Origin of the sequence: Tenacibaculum bernardetii (assembly GCF_029125915.1) — a bacterium.
GTDB lineage: Bacteria > Bacteroidota > Bacteroidia > Flavobacteriales > Flavobacteriaceae > Polaribacter > Polaribacter bernardetii.
In genome coordinates this window covers 281,942-302,347 of record NZ_JAQJCU010000002.1, presented here as the reverse complement: position 1 = coordinate 302,347, position 20,406 = coordinate 281,942, and the positions used below count along the sequence as shown (strand labels likewise).

20 protein-coding genes are annotated in these 20,406 nt (G+C 28.6%); 8 read left to right on the top strand and 12 right to left on the bottom strand.

The genetic code is table 11. The features are described from left to right. From P2G10_RS02985 to recA, 3 genes are all read right to left on the bottom strand, one after another. Nucleotides 1–1,167: amidohydrolase (locus P2G10_RS02985; protein WP_275315144.1), on the bottom strand; the 1,167-nt coding region annotated here is incomplete at its 3' end. A 28-nt stretch (nt 1,168–1,195) separates the two neighbouring features. Next, complete coding sequence (locus tag P2G10_RS02980) at nt 1,196–2,056, bottom strand: AraC family transcriptional regulator (RefSeq protein WP_275315143.1); 861 nt, start codon at nt 2,054–2,056, stop codon at nt 1,196–1,198. Nucleotides 2,057–2,177: 121 nt separating this feature from the next. Then, nucleotides 2,178–3,185, bottom strand: a complete 1,008-nt coding sequence (recA, locus tag P2G10_RS02975) for a recombinase RecA (RefSeq protein WP_218771846.1) — start codon at nt 3,183–3,185, stop codon at nt 2,178–2,180. 116 nt (nt 3,186–3,301) lie between these two features. Here recA and P2G10_RS02970 point away from each other — a divergent pair, with 116 nt between their 5' ends. Both P2G10_RS02970 and P2G10_RS02965 read left to right on the top strand, forming a co-directional pair. Next, the gene (locus tag P2G10_RS02970; RefSeq protein WP_275315142.1) at nt 3,302–4,093 is read left to right on the top strand and encodes an aldose epimerase family protein; all 792 of its coding nucleotides are present in this window, start codon (nt 3,302–3,304) and stop codon (nt 4,091–4,093) included. A 2-nt stretch (nt 4,094–4,095) separates the two neighbouring features. Further along, nucleotides 4,096–4,665: a pseudouridine synthase gene (locus P2G10_RS02965; protein ID WP_218771844.1), complete on the top strand. Its 570-nt coding sequence runs from the start codon at nt 4,096–4,098 to the stop codon at nt 4,663–4,665. A gap of 8 nt (nt 4,666–4,673) precedes the next feature. On the opposite strand, the gene P2G10_RS02960 is transcribed toward P2G10_RS02965, so the two are convergent. The 4 genes from P2G10_RS02960 to P2G10_RS02945 all read right to left on the bottom strand — a co-directional run bounded on the left by P2G10_RS02960 (nt 4,674) and on the right by P2G10_RS02945 (nt 7,363). Further along, nucleotides 4,674–5,114 carry a GNAT family N-acetyltransferase gene (locus P2G10_RS02960; protein ID WP_218771843.1) on the bottom strand — a complete coding sequence of 147 codons (441 nt, stop codon included), beginning with the start codon at nt 5,112–5,114 and terminating at the stop codon, nt 4,674–4,676. Continuing rightward, nucleotides 5,114–5,548, bottom strand: coding sequence for a ribose 5-phosphate isomerase B (rpiB, locus tag P2G10_RS02955; protein WP_275315141.1), 435 nt, complete (start codon nt 5,546–5,548; stop codon nt 5,114–5,116). Before rpiB ends, P2G10_RS02960 begins: the two co-directional genes overlap by 1 nt. 661 nt (nt 5,549–6,209) lie before the next feature. After that, nucleotides 6,210–6,377 (bottom strand): hypothetical protein, encoded by a 168-nt coding sequence (locus P2G10_RS02950; RefSeq protein ID WP_218771841.1) that lies wholly within the window; start codon nt 6,375–6,377, stop codon nt 6,210–6,212. 74 nt (nt 6,378–6,451) lie between these two features. After that, nucleotides 6,452–7,363: a diacylglycerol/lipid kinase family protein gene (locus P2G10_RS02945; protein ID WP_275315140.1), complete on the bottom strand. Its 912-nt coding sequence runs from the start codon at nt 7,361–7,363 to the stop codon at nt 6,452–6,454. 112 nt (nt 7,364–7,475) lie between these two features. Between P2G10_RS02945 and rnr the strand changes: the two genes are divergently transcribed. The 4 genes from rnr to tatA all read left to right on the top strand — a co-directional run bounded on the left by rnr (nt 7,476) and on the right by tatA (nt 11,307). Beyond that, nucleotides 7,476–9,692, top strand: coding sequence for a ribonuclease R (gene rnr, locus P2G10_RS02940; protein WP_275315139.1), 2,217 nt, complete (start codon nt 7,476–7,478; stop codon nt 9,690–9,692). Nucleotides 9,693–9,700: 8 nt separating this feature from the next. Then, nucleotides 9,701–10,321, top strand: a complete 621-nt coding sequence (locus P2G10_RS02935) for a hypothetical protein (RefSeq protein WP_275315138.1) — start codon at nt 9,701–9,703, stop codon at nt 10,319–10,321. A gap of 82 nt (nt 10,322–10,403) precedes the next feature. Then, nucleotides 10,404–11,081 carry a head GIN domain-containing protein gene (locus P2G10_RS02930; protein ID WP_275315137.1) on the top strand — a complete coding sequence of 226 codons (678 nt, stop codon included), beginning with the start codon at nt 10,404–10,406 and terminating at the stop codon, nt 11,079–11,081. A 34-nt stretch (nt 11,082–11,115) separates the two neighbouring features. Continuing rightward, nucleotides 11,116–11,307, top strand: coding sequence for a twin-arginine translocase TatA/TatE family subunit (tatA, locus tag P2G10_RS02925; protein WP_275315136.1), 192 nt, complete (start codon nt 11,116–11,118; stop codon nt 11,305–11,307). A gap of 66 nt (nt 11,308–11,373) precedes the next feature. Here tatA and P2G10_RS02920 read toward each other — a convergent pair whose 3' ends face one another. After that, complete coding sequence (locus P2G10_RS02920) at nt 11,374–12,297, bottom strand: SPFH domain-containing protein (protein WP_275315135.1); 924 nt, start codon at nt 12,295–12,297, stop codon at nt 11,374–11,376. Between the two features lie 128 nt (nt 12,298–12,425). On the opposite strand from P2G10_RS02920, the gene P2G10_RS02915 reads away from it, so the two are divergent. Both P2G10_RS02915 and P2G10_RS02910 read left to right on the top strand, forming a co-directional pair. Beyond that, entirely contained in the window at nt 12,426–12,824 is a 399-nt protein-coding gene (locus P2G10_RS02915) for a DoxX family protein (RefSeq protein WP_275315134.1), read from the top strand. Between the two features lie 99 nt (nt 12,825–12,923). Then, the gene (locus P2G10_RS02910) at nt 12,924–13,514 is read left to right on the top strand and encodes a porin family protein (protein WP_275315133.1); all 591 of its coding nucleotides are present in this window, start codon (nt 12,924–12,926) and stop codon (nt 13,512–13,514) included. 148 nt (nt 13,515–13,662) lie between these two features. Here P2G10_RS02910 and P2G10_RS02905 read toward each other — a convergent pair whose 3' ends face one another. From P2G10_RS02905 to P2G10_RS02890, 4 genes are all read right to left on the bottom strand, one after another. Then, complete coding sequence (locus tag P2G10_RS02905; protein WP_275315132.1) at nt 13,663–14,547, bottom strand: class I SAM-dependent methyltransferase; 885 nt, start codon at nt 14,545–14,547, stop codon at nt 13,663–13,665. Nucleotides 14,548–14,639: 92 nt separating this feature from the next. Then, nucleotides 14,640–16,517 (bottom strand): tRNA uridine-5-carboxymethylaminomethyl(34) synthesis enzyme MnmG, encoded by a 1,878-nt coding sequence (gene mnmG / locus P2G10_RS02900; protein WP_275315147.1) that lies wholly within the window; start codon nt 16,515–16,517, stop codon nt 14,640–14,642. Nucleotides 16,518–16,546: 29 nt separating this feature from the next. After that, complete coding sequence (gene ybeY, locus P2G10_RS02895; protein ID WP_275315131.1) at nt 16,547–16,963, bottom strand: rRNA maturation RNase YbeY; 417 nt, start codon at nt 16,961–16,963, stop codon at nt 16,547–16,549. A 38-nt stretch (nt 16,964–17,001) separates the two neighbouring features. Then, the gene (locus tag P2G10_RS02890; RefSeq protein ID WP_275315130.1) at nt 17,002–20,304 is read right to left on the bottom strand and encodes a DUF4175 family protein; all 3,303 of its coding nucleotides are present in this window, start codon (nt 20,302–20,304) and stop codon (nt 17,002–17,004) included. Nucleotides 20,305–20,406 lie beyond the last annotated feature (102 nt).

The following is a 20,406-nucleotide window of genomic DNA, read 5'->3' as shown; positions in this document are numbered from 1 at the left end:
TGCATTTAAAGCTTCTGTTACACCACGATTTCCAATTGCATGAATATGAAAATCGAAACCAGTGCCTTCTAATTCAGCAATGTATTTAGCAATTCTAGTTTCTGTAAAATAATTCAGCCCGTTATTTGTTGGTTGATGAAAATAATCTTCTTTATAATTAGAATGCAATGCAGCAGTTGTGTTATGCGTTATACCATCTGCATATAATTTTATTTGATTTATTTTTAAGAAACTGTCATTATCATTAGAAAATAACGATTTTAATGATGCTATTTGACTTGCATCAGCTTCCGTTGGATATGCCCATAAACCTAAATTAAAACGTGCAGTTAATTTATCATCGTCTGCTAAATTTTTCCATGTTTTATGTTGGTCTCTCTTCCAATAGGTTCTTGCATCAGAAACTGATGTAATTCCGTGTTTTGCAAGTTCAGGTAATACATACTCAACCATTCCGTTATACTCTCCATCAGCATCGTTTAGAGCGGCTACAGCTTGTTGAAAAACAACATCGCCTGCATTATCAATTAAAATACCTTGTAAAACACCAGCTTCTTTTATGATGATTCCGCCTTGCGGATTTTCTGTTGTTGCGGTTATACCTGCCAATTCTAATCCTTTTGAATTTATCCACATAGAATGTGATGTTTGCTCCATAATAATTACAGGTCGATCAGAAACGGCTTCATTAATAATTTCTAACGGATTTCTTGTTGCTTCTAAAAGTGTATTTATTGAGTGTCCGAAGCCAATAATCCATTCAAAATTAGGGTTTTGGTTTGCTGCTGTTTTAATTGCTGAAATATAATTTTCGGCATTGGTTTCTTCTTCATTTAAAGTAAAAACTGTTGTTGTAGCTCCTACTTCCATCGGATGCATATGTACATCATGAAAACCTGGTAAAATTATTTTACCTTTTAAATCAATTTTTATTACATTGTCGTCTGCCGCTTTTTCTGCTGCTATATTAGAACCTACAAAAATTATTTTATTTTTATCTATTAACAATGCTTCTGCCCAAGGTTTTTTAGAATCAACTGTAAAAACTTTAGCGTTATAGTATAATTTTTGTGTACTTATTTTTATATTAGATATATTTATTTCATGTTCGCTAGAACATGAATTTGTAGTAAAAACTACACTAAGTAACATAATTAATAGTTTCATTTTTTTCATTTTAATATCGATTTAAAAATCAACCTTTTAAAGGTACATAAATTTCTGTTTCATATTCATTTTGGTCATCTGTATGACTTTCATGTTTTGTGTAAAACTCTAAAAAGGGTTTTTCAGATATTTCTTTGTCAGAAGTAAAAATCCAATTACTAAAAATTTTATCGTATGTTTTACTGATAGATTTATAATTACCAATATGAGTAAAAACAGCATATTTTTGTTCAGAAATTGTTTTTACTTTAAATTTTTTGTTTAAAATTTCACTTGTATTATTTATAACCAAACAAGCATCATAATTATATATTATACTTTCAGAAATAATAGGCTCATCCCATATTATTCCGAAAGAAATAGCTTCATCAGTATTAATCTTTACTGCTGACGCTTCCGCTAATAAGTTATCCCAAACTTCATCAATTTTATGATGGCAATAATCTCCTTTATATGTTTTATACAATACTTTTTTAGATTCTAATACAGTAATTTTATCTTCAAAAAAAGGCATAATTGTATGTTTTTTATTATTCTTTTTTTGTAATATTTGTTCTTTTTTATTTCGGTAAATGGCAGGGGAAATACCAAAGTGTTTTTTAAATGATTTAGTGTATGATTGTACATCTGAATAGCCAATATTATCAGCAATATTTTTTATTTCATCATTTGTAAATAATAACATTTTTGCGCTATTTTCTACTTTTAATCTTGTAACATAAGCTCCTATAGTTTCGTTATAATGTGCTTTAAAAATACGTTGTAAATTTCTGTATGAAAAGTTAGATAATTCTTCTAAATCTTCTATCAGAATTTTTTGATTGTATTTGGTTCTTAAGTAGGATACTACTTGTTGTAAACGGTTTAAATAATATTCTTTAGTATCCATGTAACAAATATAAAATGAATTTTTAGTGTAACTTTTGTCTTAAATTGACAAACTTTAAGGTACAAAAAAAGCTGTTGATTTCTCAACAGCTTTTTAATAAATAAACCTTTTAATTTAAAACTTATTCTTGATTTTCAATAGCATCTTTTATTTTTCCTTCAAGTTCGTCCATTAATTCAGGATTATCTTTAATTAGGCCTTTAACAGCATCTCTACCCTGGCCTAATTTTGTATCTCCATAGCTAAACCATGAACCACTTTTCTTTATAATTCCGTATTCTACACCAATATCTAAAACCTCACCAACTTTAGAGATTCCTTTACCATACATAATATCAAATTCTGCAATTTGAAATGGTGGTGCTACTTTATTCTTTACTACTTTTACTTTGGTACTGTTACCAATAACTCTATCGCCATCTTTAATTTGTGTTCTACGACGAATATCTAAACGAACAGATGCATAAAATTTTAATGCATTACCACCCGTTGTAGTTTCTGGGTTACCGAACATTACACCAATTTTTTCACGTAACTGGTTAATAAATATAACAGTACATTTTGTTTTACTAATAGTACCTGTTAATTTACGCAATGCTTGCGACATTAAACGGGCATGTAATCCCATTTTAGAATCTCCCATTTCACCTTCAATCTCAGATTTTGGTGTTAATGCTGCAACTGAATCAATTACTACAATATCAATAGCTCCTGAGCGAATTAAATTATCGGCAATTTCTAATGCTTGCTCACCATGATCTGGTTGAGAAATAATTAAATTATCTGTATCTATTCCTAAGCTTTCTGCATAAAAACGATCAAAAGCGTGTTCTGCATCAATAAAAGCTGCAATACCACCTGCTTTTTGCGCTTCTGCAATTGCATGTAATGTTAAGGTTGTTTTACCTGACGATTCTGGTCCGTAAATTTCTATAACTCTTCCACGAGGATATCCACCTACACCTAAAGCTAAATCTAATCCTAAAGATCCTGATGAAATTGCCTCAATATCTTCAACTTGGCTATCTCCTAATTTCATTACAGACCCTTTTCCGTATGTTTTATCTAACTTATCAAGGGTAAGTTGCAATGCTTTTAATTTCGCTTCTTTTTCTTTATCTGCTGCCATAAATCGTTCTAATTATATTAAAAATAAGAGTGGCTAAGTTATGAAAAACTACCTTTATTTTACCATCTTTTTTAGGCTACATTTTGTAATATTGTTTTTTATTAATTTTTACCCAAATGAGTACAACTATTCTTTTAAAAAATGCAAATTGTAACGTTACTATAAGTAAAGGTGAAGTTATTAGTTTTATTGTTGATAAAGAAGAAATTATGCATTGTAAAGATGCACCTGGTTGGAATGCTACGGACATTGAAATGTTTCCTGTAATTGGACCTACAAAAATTAATAATTATAGTATTGAAACACCAAATGGTATTGCTAAGCAAGATCAGCATGGGTTATTAAGAGAACTTGATTATCATCTTATTTCTTCGGATACTACTACGGCTATTTTTGAAAAAAAATATGTAAAAAATACACTAATAAATAATGCTAAATTTCCTAAAAAATCTACGCAAGAAAAGTTGTTTTGGCCTTATGATTTTATTTTTAGAAAAATAATTTCAGTATCAAAAAACACTTTAAAAATAGATTTTGAAATTACTTCAGAAAAAGGAATGCCTTATATGTTAGGGTATCATCCTAGTTTTAAACTAACTGGTTTTGATACTGAAATTATAAAAACGGCAGACAAAGAAATTACTTTAAAAGATATTTTAAATGTAGGATCAGCTGCTTATAAGGTTTTAAATACTGATGAAATCATTTTGATAAAAAATGAATTACCTAACGTAAAAATAACTACCAAAAACTTTAATAATTTTATGTTGTGGACAGAAGTTAACAACATGGTTTGTATAGAACCTATAACTCAATATCCGTTGCTTGAAACTCAAGAATATTCAGAAAAAAATATGAGAATTAGTACTGGTAAAGAGTATTTTTATGTAACTATTAGTACTTTATAAATATGGAACACCGACATTTTATAATTCATAAACCGTATGGTTTTCTTTCGCAGTTTATTAACAATCAAACAAGAAGAAAGAAAAAATTATTAGGAGCGTTAAATTTTAGTTTTCCTGAAGAAACAATGGCAATTGGTCGTTTAGATGTTGCCTCTGAAGGCTTGTTATTTTTAACTACCAATGGTAAAGTAAGTGCACAAGTACGCAGTAAAAAAGTAGAAAAAGAATATTATGTTCAAGTAGATGGTCTTATTACGCAAGAAGCTATAGATAAATTAAAAGAAGGTGTAGAAATTGGTTTTGATGGTAAAAAATATATGACTTTACCCGGAAAAGCTTTTTTAATAGATACTCCTAATTTTGATAATAGATCACAAAAAATTCGTGATGAACGTCATGGACCAACAAGTTGGGTATCAATTATAATAACAGAAGGTAAATTTAGGCAAGTTCGTAAAATGACAGCTGCCGTTGGTTTTCCTACATTACGTTTAGTTAGAGTGCGTATTGGTGATATTTTATTAAATAATATGAAACCTGGTGCTGTAATTGAAGTTACTGAATTGCTATAACTACGCTATTAAGCTCTCACCATTTTAATATGCGGAATTCCGTCTTCTAAATACCCTTCACCTATTTGTTTAAAACCGTGAGATTCGTAAAATTTCTGTAAATAAGTTTGTGCCGAAATCGTAATTATTCTTTCTTCGTAGTTATTAACAATAGCTTGTATTGATGCTTTTATTAAATCGTGTCCATAGCCAAATTTACGTTCGGTATCTTTTACAATTACTCTACCAATACTAGGAGTATCAAAATATTGCTTACTATCAAACAAACGAGTGTACGCTATTATTTTATCATCTTTTAAACCTAAAACATGCAATGCTTTTTGATCTTTAAAATCAATATCTTGATATACACAATCTTGTTCTACCACAAAAACTTCAGAACGTAATTGAAGTATTTCATACAGTTCTGAAGTTGTTAATTCTTTAAAATTTTTTACTTTAAAATCCATTAACAATTATTAGCTATTTTATTAACTCTATCTGCATGACGTCCTCCTTCAAATTCTGTACTTAAAAATAACTTTACAAAACCCAATGCTTGTTGTAATGATATAAAACGAGCCGGAATTGTTAAAATATTAGCATTGTTGTGTTGACGTGTTAATATTACCAATTCATTATTCCAACATAAAGCAGCACGAACACCTTGGTGTTTATTAGCTGTCATTTGAGCACCATTACCACTTCCGCATAAAATAATACCCATTTCAGCTTGTTCAGTTTCTACGGCTTCTGCTGTTGGATGAATAGCATCAGGATAATCCATACTATTAGTATCATTAGTCCCAAAATTAATAACCTTATGTCCTAATTCTTCTAAAAGAGTAATAATTTCGAATTTATACTCGGTACCTGCATGGTCATTTCCGATGGCAATTGTCATAATTTGTTGATTTTAATTTAGTTGTGTGTTACAAAAATACAGATATTCAGGGTTATCAACAGTAATTAACAATGCTTTTTTAAGTATTCTTAATAAGTGATTAGTTTTTAAGTACTTGAGTAATGTTAGTTAATTGTTAAGAAGTAATGGTATATTTTAAAAAGTTTATTTGATTTATTACATTTTTTTTACAATACAAGAACTACTATTACATACACAACTTTTTTTATGAGTTTCTAATAAACATTTATCAACATAAAATTAACCTGTTGTTTACAATGTAAATAAAATTAAGTATTCATAATTAACAGTTAATAGTTGTTTATAAGTTTTGTTAATAACTATGTTTTCTAATTGATTTTAAACATTTTATTAAGCTAATAACATGTTTATTTTATTTAATAACTGATACTCACAAAAATTTAATCATTTATTTATGCCACATATTAACACACTATAATAACAATCATTTCTTTTTTTAAATTTTAAAAATTCTTTATATATAATATTATATATGTTAATAACCTTAAATTTAAAAAAATGGAAGTTTTGAAATTCTTTAAAATTAAGGATGTGTTTATTTAAAAGAATAAATTTCTTTTAAAATAATATATAAAACTAGTGATGTTGATAAATAAGAATAAAATAGAAAAAGTACTTATTATACTGTTCTACTCCCTTTTTTAATAAGGTAGATAGTGTCTTTAGCTTTAACTAAATTTGTAGTAGGTTTTTCATTTAAAGTAGTATTAATACTTATTACGGTAACTATAATACCTGTAACAAATATGAATATAAATAAACCTATTATTTTACGTAAGTTTTTCATTATTAGTAACTTCTTATTATAAAGACGTAATAATTTGTGAAATGTTACAATTTTATTAAGATTTTTTTAACTTTTTAAGAAATTATAAATTGTATAGCTTTTGGTAATATAGTTGCAGTTACTTTTCCGGTACCTATTAATTCCCCATCAGCCTGAATAAACATGGGGTTTTTAAGAGAAGACGGAGTTATTAACAATGTATTAGATAAGTGTGTTTCTACCTTCTTATGATTTACAATTAAGCCGTTATATAATTTTTTAATATTTACAATTAAATCTAAAAGAGATAAATTTTTAGCAATGGTTATATCAAATAGCCCATCTGTAATATCCTTATATTTAGTTAATTGCATTCCTCCTGCTGAATATTTACAAATTCCGAATAAAGTCATTAAGCATTTTGTTTCAATTACTTTATTATTAACTTCAATAGTAAAAGAAGTTTTTTTGTAGAATAATAAACCAGCAATACCACTTAAAAGATAGGCTAAAGGACCGAATCTTTTAAGTGTATTCAACTTATTAACAACATAACCATCATAACCAATTCCTGCAACATTATTAAAGAAAGCAGTAGTATTTGTTAGTTCTAAATAGCCAATATCTTGTAAAATTGTTTTTTGTTGGTAAATTAAATCTATGGCTAATTTTATGTTATTTGGTATGCTACAAGTCTTAATCCAATCGTTTCCTGTACCTAAAGGAATCACTGCCACTGTAATATCAGAAGTTTTTACATATCTTTGCGTCATAATTCCGTTTACTACATGATGTAGTGTACCATCTCCACCAACGGAAATTATATTTCTATAACCTTGTTGAATAGCAGTGTGTACCAATTCAATTTCGTGTTTAGAATACGCTGTAAAAGCATAAGAAAAATCGATATTTCTTTCGTTTAACAATTGCTCAATCTCTTTCCAATTTTTAGAAAGTTTTTTATTTCCTGAAAAAGGATTTGCAATAACAAACCAAGAATTTATCATAAATAATAAAATATAATTAAGCCAAAATACAAAATAGATTGGTAACACTTTTTTAATAAACAAAACCTAAATTTATTTGTACTTTGGTAACAATAAAACAAGCAGAAGATTAATGACTAGAAAGAAAAAAATATACAAGAAAAAAGGTAGAGTAATAAAAGACTTGACCAGAAATATATTTAAAATTTTAAACGAAGACAATTCAAAAACATATAACCATAAGCAGATATCTGCTAAAATGGGAATTTCTGATACCGATGGTAAATCGCAAGTACTTAAAAAATTAGCAGAACTTATCGGAAATAAGAAAATTAAAGAAATAGATAGAGGTAAATATAAAATTAATGAAGATCGTAAATACCATATTGGTACGTTAGATTTAACATCTAATGGAAATGGATATTTTATGTCGGATGATTTTGAGAATGATATATTTATTCCATCAATAAATTTAGGAAAAGGATTACATCAAGATACGGTTAAAGCCTATGTTTATCAAAAACGTAGATCTAATAAATACGAAGCTGAAGTAGTAGAAATTATCGAACGTAAAAAAAATGAGTTTGTTGGTGTTTTACAGATGAATAAAAATTTTGGATTTGTAATACCAGATAGCCAAAAAATGTCTGCGGATTTATTTATTGCTCAAAACAAAATAAATGGCGCAAAAGATGGCGATAAAGTGGTTGTGCAAATGATCGATTGGCCAGAAAATTCTAAAAATCCGTTTGGTAAAATAACGCAAGTTTTAGGAAAACCTGGTGAGCATGAAACCGAAATACATTCTATTTTACTAGAATATGGTTTACCATACGAATTTGATGAAGCAGTAGAAAAAGAAGCAGAGAATTTACCAATAGAAATCACAGAGGAAGAAATTGCCAAACGTCGTGATATGCGTAAAGATTTAACCTTTACAATAGATCCGAAGGATGCAAAAGATTTTGATGATGCATTGTCATTTACAAAATTAGAAAATGGGAATTACGAAATAGGAATTCACATTGCTGATGTTTCTCATTATTTACAACCAAAAACTATTTTAGATGATGAAGCATATGATCGCGCAACATCTGTTTATTTAGTAGACAGAGTAGTACCAATGTTACCTGAAATGTTAAGTAACGGAGTTTGTTCTTTACGACCAAATGAAGAAAAATTAACTTTTTCTGCTGTTTTTGAAATCAACGAAAAAACGCAAATTGTAAATCAATGGTTTGGTAGAACTGTTACCTATTCAGATCAACGTTTTGCCTATGAAGAAGCACAATCAATCATAGAAAATTGTACACTTTCTGATACTGTTGAGCCGTATACAATGCCGCTTGATATTTCTATTATAGATAAAGAATATGAAGTAACACCAGAAATTGTAGAAGCTACTTTAAAACTAGATCAATTGGCTAAAAAATTGCGTAAAAAGCGTATGAAAGCTGGTGCAATATCTTTTGATAGAGTTGAAGTGAAGTTTGATTTAGATGAAAAGGCAAATCCTATAGGAGTTTTCTTTAAAGAATCTAAAGATGCTAATAAATTAATTGAAGAATTTATGTTATTAGCAAACCGAAAAGTAGCTGAATTCATAGGTTTTTCTAAAGGAAAAGAAACAAAAAATACATTTATTTACCGTACACACGATGAACCAAATATTGATAAATTAGCTTCTTTACAGAACATTATTAATAAATTTGGTTATAAAATTGATACAGAAACTAAAGAAAAAACATCGCAATCTTTAAATAAGTTATTAGCTGATGTTCAAGGAAAAGGAGAAGCCAATATGGTAGAAACTTTAGCAATCCGTTCTATGAGTAAAGCAGCTTATACCACTCAAAATATTGGGCATTATGGTTTAGCTTTCGATTATTATTCTCACTTTACTTCACCAATTCGTCGTTATCCAGATGTAATGACACACCGTTTATTACAGCATTATTTAGATGGTGGTAAGTCACCTAAAGCAGAAGAATATGAAGTGAAATGTAAACATTCTTCACAAATGGAAGAAATGGCTGCAAAAGCAGAGCGATCTAGCATAAAATATATGCAGATTAAATATATGAAAGACCATCAAGACGAAGAATTTGAAGGTGTAATTTCTGGTGTAACCGAATGGGGAATTTACGTAGAAATTTCTGCCAACAAATGTGAAGGAATGGTTAGAATTAGAGATATAAAAGATGATTACTATATTTTTGATGAAAAGCAATATGCTATTGTTGGTCAATCTTCAAAAAATATAATTCAATTAGGAGATAAAGTTGTTGTTAAAGTTAAAAACACCGATTTAGAACGTAAACATTTAGATTTTCATTTAATTTCGCATTAAAAAAAAATATGAAAACTTGGATTATTAGCGAAAACGAAACTGATAATTATTATTTAATAGCTAAAGAGAATTCTATTTGGTTAACAGAACAACCGAAAATAGCTGATTTAAGTGAACTAGTTGATCAAAAAAAACTATCGAATGTTTCAATACATAGATATTCTAATATTAAAGAATTTATATTCAACGATTCAGATTTTACATTAGAAGTTGAATTTATAGATGATGATACTGAAGATTTAGAACTAAAATTTAAAGCATCGCTAGTTTATGAAAATGTGAAATCTTTTTTAATTGAAAATTTAAAAGAAATTGTAGTTAAAAATTATTCACTTATCAAACAATTAAAACCAACATCTATAGCTATTTTAGTAATAAGTGCTTTAACCTTTTTTTTGTATAAAATTGCTATTAGTTTACAGAGCGGAGAGGAAATTAGAGCTACTGGAAGAAAAGGATTTATCAAAAAAATACTTGTTGCTATTGCCGATTTTTTAGGACCAATAGGTACTTTAACAACTGGAGGAATATTATTATCTCTTTTATTGTTTGGTTTTATCAATACTATACGCAAGCCAAAGCAAGGAAAAGTTATTAAAATAAATAAGAATACAGAATTAATATTTTAATTTGTCACAATAAATTTTTGATATTCGTCTTTATAGTATTGGTATTATTTTTGATTATACCTTTTAATTAATAAAATTAAAAATGAAAAAATTAGTGTTTATATGTTTGTTTTTGATGCCTATTGTAGCATCTGCTCAAACAACCTTAACAAAACAATTAGGAGAATTCTCTACAGTTAAAGTATACAATGGTATCGATTTAGAATTGGTTAAATCAGACGAAAATAAAATTATTGTTACTGGCGAAAAAACAGATAAAGTAAGTATTAAAAATAAAAACAATACTTTAAAAATAGCTTTAAATTTCCCTGAAACTACAGCAGATGGTAAAGTGAAAATTACGCTTTATTATGCATCGTTATTAGAAACTATTGATGCTAATGAAGGTGCTACTATAACTGGTAAAAAAATTGAACAATCACAAATTGAAATTAAAGCCCAAGAAGGCGCCTTTATCAATATGGTTGTAGATGTTAAGCATCTTATGGTAAAAAGTGTATCAGGTGCTGTTATTAAGCTTTCAGGTACAACAAAGAATCAAACTGTAGAAGCTAATTTAGGAGGAATTTATCACGGGTACAATTTAATTGTAAGTGATTTAAATTATGTACGTGCAGGCTCAGGATCTAAAGTAGAAGTGCAAGCTGGTGAAACATTAGATGCTAAAGTTTCTTTTGGTGGTTCTATTTTTTACAAAGGAACTCCAGAAGTTTTTAAAGATAAAAAAGTAATTGGTGGAGTAATTGAACAGAGAAGTTAATTTAGTATCTTTGTAGCATTAAAAATTAGAACAAATGAATTCATTAAATATTTTTTTAGCAATACCAGGTGGTGCTTCTATAGCATTGATTGTTGTAGTTGTATTATTATTATTTGGAGGTCGTAAAATACCTGAATTAATGAGAGGTTTAGGAACAGGTATTAAAGAGTTTAAATCTGCTACTAAAGAAGATGAAGAAGAAAATAAAGTAGAAGAAAAGAAATAATCTATTACTTTTTATCATATAAAAATAAAAGCTCGATTTGTTTTATACAAATCGAGCTTTTATTATCTAATTAAGTTTTTTGGGCTTCGGATTCTTCATTGCTTCACCTATTTGGTTACTTGCTGTAAAACTAGCTACCATATCGTTTAACATTTGACTTCCTGCTTGTGGCGAATTTGGTAACAAAATTAAATTACTGTTTGTTTCCTGTCCAATTGATTGTAATGTATCGTAATGCTGAGTTACGACGATTAAAGCAGATGCCTCTTGGCTATTTATACCTACTTTATTTAGTACTTCTACAGATTCTTCTAAACCACGGGCAATCTCTCTACGTTGATCTGCAATTCCTTGTCCTTGTAAACGTTTACTTTCAGCTTCTGCCTTTGCACGTTCTACAATTAAAATACGTTGTGCATCCCCTTCATACTGTGCAGCAGTTTTTTCTCTATCGGCAGCATTAATTCTATTCATTGCTTCTTTTACTTGCGCATCCGGATCAATATCGGTAACTAAGGTTTTAATAATATCATAACCATACGTCATCATTGCTTCATTTAATTCAGATTTTACAGCAATAGCAATATCATCTTTCTTTAAAAACACATCATCTAATATCATCTTAGGCACTTCTGCACGAACAACATCAAATACATAAGAGGTAATCTGATCATGCGGGTAATCTAATTTATAAAAAGCATCTTCTACTTTTTCTTTTATAACTTTATATTGAACAGAAACTTTTAGTTTAACAAATACATTATCTAATGTTTTTGTTTCAATAATTACATCTAATTGCTGAATTTTTAAACTTAATTTTCCAGCAATTCTGTCTACTAAAGGAATCTTTAGATGTAAGCCAGACTGACGAATACTGTGAAATTTACCAAAACGCTCAATAATTGCAGCAGTTTGTTGCTTTACCGTAAAAAATGAAGCAAATAATAATATAAGACCAAAAAAGATAATTGGATAATAATAAATAGGCATAGTTTTTTAATTTTTATAGTTAGTTTGTTGTTAAAGATACAATAATATCTACTTTGTTTATTTGACTCTATTTTTATAAAATGTTACAATTTTTGTTTTTAAAGTTATATTTGCTAAAAATCAATAATATGGAACTTATTCAACAAAATGCAACAGAAATTTTAATTCTACTTTTCTTAATAGTTACTTTCTTACAATCGGGTATTGATAAAGTAACAGATTGGAATGGTAATGTAAATTTTATTAAAGATCATTTTAAAAACTCTCCTTTAAAAAATCTAGTACCACTTTTATTAGTTATTATTTTAGTGATGGAGTTAATTGCAGGTGCTTTTATGTTTATCGGAGTATTTAATTTAATAACTACTGGTGATACAGCATTATCTTTATTAGGAGTTCAAATTGCAGCATTATCATTAATCTTTTTACTAATAGGTCAACGCTTAGCGAAAGATTATGCAGGTGCTATGACATTAGCTGTTTACTTTCTGATTACCATTGCTGGTATGTACCTTTTAAACAGCTAGTAATTCTTACAAATTATATGAGCTAAGATTCAGATGGTATCAGTTAAATGTATTTTATCAATCGATATATATTTGTATTGAATTTAAAAATAAACTTATATGAAGATTAAAATAATGTTACTAGTATTAGTGATTACAGCTACTACGCAGGCTCAAAATTTTGGAATTAAAGGTGGTTTAAACTTATCTAACCTAACAAATTTTGATAAATCATTTGAAGATGAAGTAGAATCAGAAAGTATTAGAACATCTTTTCATATTGGTATTTATAATGAAATTAAGGTTACAGATCGTTTTAGCATACAACCAGAGGTTGTGTATTCATCACAAGGTGTAAACAATGAAGCTAACGGAATTGATGGTAAAGTTCAGTTAGATTATATTAATATACCAGTGATGCTAAAATTTTATTTAGCAGATTCATTCTATCTAGAAGCTGGTCCACAAATTGGATTTTTAGTAAATGATGAAATAGAAGTTGGTGCTATAAATTTTTCTGATAATGAAGATGTTTTTAATAAAGTAGATTATTCTTTAGATCTAGGTTTAGGTTTTAAAATATCAGAAAATGTTTCTTTAAATGCTAGATATGGTTTTGGACTTAACGGTGTTTTTGATAGCTCAGATAACTACGAAGATAACAATCCTAAAAATAGTGTATTTGCTGCTTCTATAGCATTTGGACTTTAATAAATTTTAATTATTGTATTATATTTTAATATAATTTTTACTGATAAAAAACCTCTTAAAATATTCATTTTAAGAGGTTTTTTTTATTTTGTAATGTAATCGTGTGTTTTGTAGTTTTAAATCGATTAAAATGATGTTAAAAATCATTTTAAATGTTTTTTATGATATAAATCAAGGAAGAATATTCACCATTTCCTTTTGCTTTTATATTTGATCTTAAACCAGTAAGAAAAGCATGAATTGGCCTTGATTTTTTTGATTTGTATTTTTCTGATAAAAGCGAAACATAAAAAGCATCAAACTTCATTGGTAATATTTTTTCTACGTTCATTTCAATATCAGAAAATAATTTTTTTATAGACGTTTTAGAAAAATGCCACAAATGTCTTGGTACATCATAAGCTGCCCAAAATTCTTTATAACGGTTTGCATCATAACTTTTAAAATTAGGAACTGCAATTATTAAAACACCATTTGGTTTTAGTAATTTTTTTAATTGATGCGTATATTCTATTAAATTGGGTACATGTTCTAGAACATGCCAAAGTGTAATTACATCAAATTGTTTTCCTTCATAGTCAGAAATATCATTTTTAAGATTGATGTTTTTTTCTTCAGCAAATTTTCTTGCTTTATCAGAAGGTTCTATTCCATTAACTTTCCAATCATTATTTTTACATACTTTTAAAAAATCGCCTGTCCCCGCTCCTACATCCAAAATGGTTTTATCTTTTATATTAAAAGAATTTATCAATTTCAGTTTTTGATTTAAGGTATGGTTTTTTACTAATTGATATACGCGGTCAAAAAGTGTTTTCTTACTATCGGTATGAGATATGTATGAATCGCTCGCATAATAACTTTCTAAATTAACCGGCACAGGTGAAGTAACAAGCATATCATATTCCTTATTATGCATTACTTCATAACTCTCATCAGAAACAGTATAATCTATACAGTTTAATAACGGAGTTAGATTTTTGTAAAGTGCTTTTTCTGTATTCAATTTCTTTTTCTTTTTATGATGTTCCATGTGGAACATGCTATAATGTTATTGCAAAATTACGTAAAAAAGAAAAACGTTCCACATGGAACGTTTTTCTTTTTATTATTAAATTGATATTGTTATCTACCCATATAAACTAAAAGTACAGAAATATCACTTGGCGAAACACCGCTTATTCTGCTTGCTTGAGATATTGAAGTAGGTTGAATACTTACTAATTTTTCTCTTGCTTCAATCGATAATGAATGTACTTTATCATAATCGAAATTTGCAGGTATTACAACTTTCTCTAATCTATTTAGTTTATCAGCATTGTTCTTTTCTTTATCTATATATCCCGAATATTTTAAATGAATTTCTGTCTGTTCTATTACATCAGCATTCATTTCGTTTTCTTTAATATAGTTATGTAATTTTTCAATACTATTAAAATCATTTAAACTTAATTGAGGACGTGTTGCTATCTTTATTAATTTCATTGTTTGATTAACAACCGATAATCCCTTATCTTCTAAAATCGGATTTATATCTTCTTTCTTTACACTTAAGTTTGTAATAAAGTGAATCAATTTATCTGTCTTCTCTTTCTTCTCTAATACTCTCTCTAATCTTTCATCAGAAGCTAATCCTAATTTATGACCGATTGGGGTTAATCTTAAATCGGCATTATCTTGTCTTAATAAAGTTCTGTATTCAGCACGAGAAGTAAACATTCTATATGGTTCTTCTGTTCCTTTGGTAATTAAGTCATCAATTAAAACACCAATATAAGCTTCACTCCTTTTTAATATAAAAGGTTCTTTATTCTGCGTTTTTAACGCTGCATTTACACCAGCCATTAAACCTTGTGCAGCTGCTTCTTCATAACCTGTTGTTCCGTTAATTTGACCAGCGAAGAATAAATTCTCGATTAACTTAGTTTCTAAACTATGTTTTAATTGTGTTGGCTGAAAGAAATCATATTCAATTGCATATCCAAAACGTAAGAATTTTACATTTTCAAATCCAGGAATATGACGAATTGCTTCGTCTTGTATATCTTCTGGCATAGAAGTAGAAAATCCGTTTACATAAATTTCAACGGTATTCCATCCTTCTGGTTCAACAAAAACTTGATGACGATCTTTGTCTGCAAAACGATCAATCTTATCTTCTACTGACGGACAATAACGTGGTCCGGTAGATTTAATTCTACCATTAAACATTGGTGAACGATCAAAACCGGCACGTAGAACATCGTGTACTTTTTGATTTGTATGAGTTAAATAACAAGAACGTTGTTCTACAAGTTTTTCGGTAATTGGTAAATAAGAAAACTTTTCTGGGTTTTCATCACCAGGTTGTTCAGTCATCTTAGAGAAATCTAAAGAACGAGCATCAACTCTTGGAGGAGTTCCTGTTTTCATTCTTCCTGATTCAAATCCTTTAGCAATTAAATCTTCCGTTATTCCTGTTGATGCTCCCTCACCTGCTCTACCACCACCAAATGTTTTTTCACCTATGTGAATCAATCCATTTAAAAAAGTACCTGCTGTAATAATAACAGTCTTAGCTTTTATTTCTAATCCTAAAGCTGTTTTTACACCAACGATTTTATTGTCATCAAAAATTAATCCGTTAACAGAGTCCTGATAAAAATCTAAATTATCAGTTTTCTCTAACATATTTCTCCAGCACTCTGCAAATTGCATTCTGTCTGACTGTGCTCTCGGACTCCACATTGCAGGTCCTTTAGATTTATTAAGCATCTTAAACTGAATAGCAGTCTTGTCGGTTACAATAGCACTGTAACCACCTAATGCATCAATTTCACGAACTATTTGTCCCTTAGCAATACCACCCATTGCCGGATTACAACTCATTTGAGCTATATTCTGAAGGTTCATTGTTATTAATAATGTATGTGCACCCATGTTGGCACTTGCTGCTGCAGCTTCACTACCAGCGTGTCCACCACCTACTACAATTACATCGTATGTTGTATTAAATAAACTCATTTTTATATGCTGTTCCACGTGGAACGATTTTAGTTTTCGTTTAAAATTTTTAAAGAATCGTTTTCTTTACTACCCATTATTTGTTTCTCTTCATCAGTTTTATCCTTGTATTTCATGTAATGTAAAACACCATGAATAATAACTCGATGCAGTTCGTTTTCAAATAAAACATTAAACTCTTTTGCATTTTCTTTTACTCGTTCGATAGAAATAAAGATGTCTCCTCCTACTAACTTACCTAACGTATAATCAAAACTAATGATGTCGGTTAAGGTGTCGTGTTGTAAAAATTCAACGTTCATTTTATGTAAATAAGTGTCATCACAAAATACATAGTTGATTTCTCCTAATTCAAATTCTTCTTTCTCTATACAGTTCTGAATCCACTTAGAAGTTTTATCTTCATTTTCTAATTGAAATTCGGTTTCGTAATTAAATACAATCATTCTTTAATTTATGTTGTAATAAAAATAATTTAAATCTATTACTTGTTGTTTTTAGGAAGGTTAAAATACTCTTGAACCTTCTTTTTATAATCAGGGCGCAAAGGTAATGATTGTCTGTTTAATATCTCTGTTTGGTTATAGAACAACTTCTTAAACTTTAATTCCTTAGCCCTTTCTTTATTATACTCTTGTAAATTGGTATTTGATTTACGTTTTTTATCACGATTTTGTTCGAATGTAGCCTTCTCTAATTTTAGCAATTCATAGTTTAATTGTTGCATTCGGTTAATGCTTTGCTGAGTAAAACCTTTTTCTAAAATATCGTTCTCTAATTGTTCCATTTCCTTAAGCGCTTTTTTGGCTTTACCATTACCGCTTTTGCCTTGACCAATGGCATCTTCTAATTGCTGTCTTAATTCCGATTGTTGTTTATATATTTCATACAAGTCACCATTTAAACCTTCTCCTTGCTCACCGCTCTCACCTTCTTTTTTTCCTTTCTCCCCACCTTTTTTACCGTCTTTTCCATCTTTAGGTTTACCGCCTTCTTTCTTCTGTATACCCTCTTGCATCTTCTTCATTAAATCACTTTGCTTTTTAATAATGTCTGGCAAGCTAAAAGATTTCCCTTTTCCTTTCCCTTTTCCGCTACCAGGTTTTGGGTTTTGCATAGCATCTAGCGTATTGCTTAACATATCTGCTAAAGTGTTTGCAGATGTCATTATATAACGCTGATTTGTTATTCCGTTTTGAAATTTATTATCGGCAAAATTCTCTAAAGATTCACTTAAATTGTAATGTGCTAACGAAAGTTGTTCTTGTACTTTAGATGATATTTTAGGGTTTTTCATTGATAAAACAAATAAGCTATCGTCTATATGTTCAAAATAACTCTTAAGTAAATATTGCTTTTGTAGGTTTTTACCAAAGTTTGGATGTGATGAATTGGTTGATGAAAACACATTCATTAATGCTTCTTGATCAAAAGAAAATGTAATTAAGTTTTCTAAAACCTGGCGCAAACCTTCCATGTTTTCTTCCTCCATATCAGCACTCATTTCTTGCATGGAGTCTTGCATCTTCTGACTCATCTCTTGCATTTTTTTCGCTGCTTTTTTCTGATTTTCTTTTGATTCAGATTGCTTTTTGTTTGCTATATTTTCTTCTGCTTTGTTAAGTTCTTTTTGGGTTTCATCAGATAACTTTTCCATTGAAGGCATTTCCATCGGAGATTTTAATTTTTTATTATCTTTTTTTAACTCATTAAGTTCTTCTTTAGCTTCCTTAAACTCTTTATTTATTGCCTTTTGTTCGTCGTTTGTTGCCTCCTTTTTTGATAATTCATCTTGTTTTTTTGACAACTCGTTTAAATTATCCGCTACTTTTTGCATTTTCTGTTCAACATAAAAACGCTTAGTCATTTCTAATATACGTTCTAAACTTCTTTCCTGTTGTTTGTTTTGTTCAGCTAGTTCTTTTGTCTTTTTTATTAAATCTTCCCTGTTAAGTTTCTCAGCTAATTTTTTTAGTTCATCTAATATTTTCTGTTGCTTATCTAGCTTTTTAAGTTCTTCTATTCGCTGTTTTAATGCTTCTTTTTTCTCTTGTAAGCTTTCGTTTTTTTCTTTCTTCTCAGTAAAATTGTTTTGCAAATTTTCGGTTTGACGTTGCATCATTTGCTTATACTGATCTTGTCTTTTAATTAAATTCTTAATTTTTTTCTGATCATTCCAATTAACATTTTTCTTATTTTGTAGCTCAAATTGAATTTTCTCCAATTCTTTTTTACTTCGTTCTTGTTTATGTAATGAGTTTTCTAAGTTATCAATATAATTACGTTGTTCTTGTAAAAGCTCCTGCTCTATCTCATTGGTTGTTTTCTGTCGATAAGAAAATTTCTGACTCTTTATTTTTTTATTTCCGTTTACCGCATCGTTATCAAATACCTGAAAATATAGTTCATAATCAACTCCTTTTTTAAGATCTAAATCCCCAGGAAACTCAAAGAAAAAAGTTTGAATATTATTCTTATTTATAGCAATCTTTTTTGAATCTAAAGCAGCACCAGTATTTTTATCGTAGTAAACCAACTCTAATTTATTAAAACCATAATCATCAGAAATTTGTCCAACAAACTGTGCATTTCCTCTTGCAATACTATCTATATTAGAATTTACATTTATTAAAGGATGCTCATCCGTAATAACCGCTATAGAAAATTGTAGCTGTTCGTAATCTTTTAAACTACTGTTAGAAGTGGTAATTTTATAATTAGTAGCTTTTTTAACCTGCTTTTTAAGTTGAAATTCATCAGTTTTAGTATTGATAAAATTATAACGTTTTTCATTTAATACTAAGTTAACACTATCTGTTTCAGTTGTTTTAACTTGCCATTCTACAATTGTTCCTTGTGGAACATTTAGGTTTCCGGTATTATTTATAGTCTCGTTTTTCTTTTTAGTATAACTAGGATACTTTAAATTCAATGAAATATTTTGAATAGAAGGTGTTTTTATAACAGCTAAATTAAAGGCTATAGATTCTATACCGTTTGCACTAGCGTAAAAATTAATAGGTTCTTGTACTTCAATAAATGTATATGAAAACAAACCATTGCCTTCATTTTTTAAAAAATATTGTTGTTTATTAAAATGAATTTTTGCATTTTCGGGAATAATTTCTCCCGTTGTTTGCATATAAATTGTAATATCTTTTCCTTTAATAACGGTTAAATCGGTGGTTGTTAAATTAAAATAAAACGGTGCAGGAGCTTTATAAGCAACCGTATGATTTACTACACGATTAAAACTATCGGATAGCTTTTGTGTTGTTCCTGTTACAAATGATAATAGCCAAATAAAAACCGGAATCACAGCGTATTTTAAGTATTTAATATTGCTGTTAAAATTAACTGCTTTGTTAAATGAGATTGGCTGAATCTCATTCGATTTTTGTTCTATACTAGCTAATAATAAATCAGATTGATTACTATTTTGCTTTAATTGTAATATGTTTAAAAGCTTATCCTTTACCTCTGGAAAATGATTTCCAATAATTTTAGAAGACTCTTCAAAAGAAATTCCTCGTTGTAAGCCTATAATTTTAAAAACAGGAAAGCATATAAAACGGAAAAACAAAAATAATTCAACAACTAAAAACAACCAAAATAATAAAGTTCGGGCAGTAGGTTTAAGCCATAAAAAATATTCTATAAATAAGGTAAAAAACAAGTATAAAACACCTAATGAAATAAATAAAATAACACCTTTTATCAATTCATTTGTGTAGTATTTTTTACTAAACAGTTGTAACTTTTTTTCTATTTTGCTAAAATTCTCCATATCAGTCTATAAAAATACTATATTTAAAAGTAAGTTTAAGTTAAAGGTTTCTGTAAGATTCATTTATTTTTAACTACTAAACAGTTGAAATTTCATTTTAAA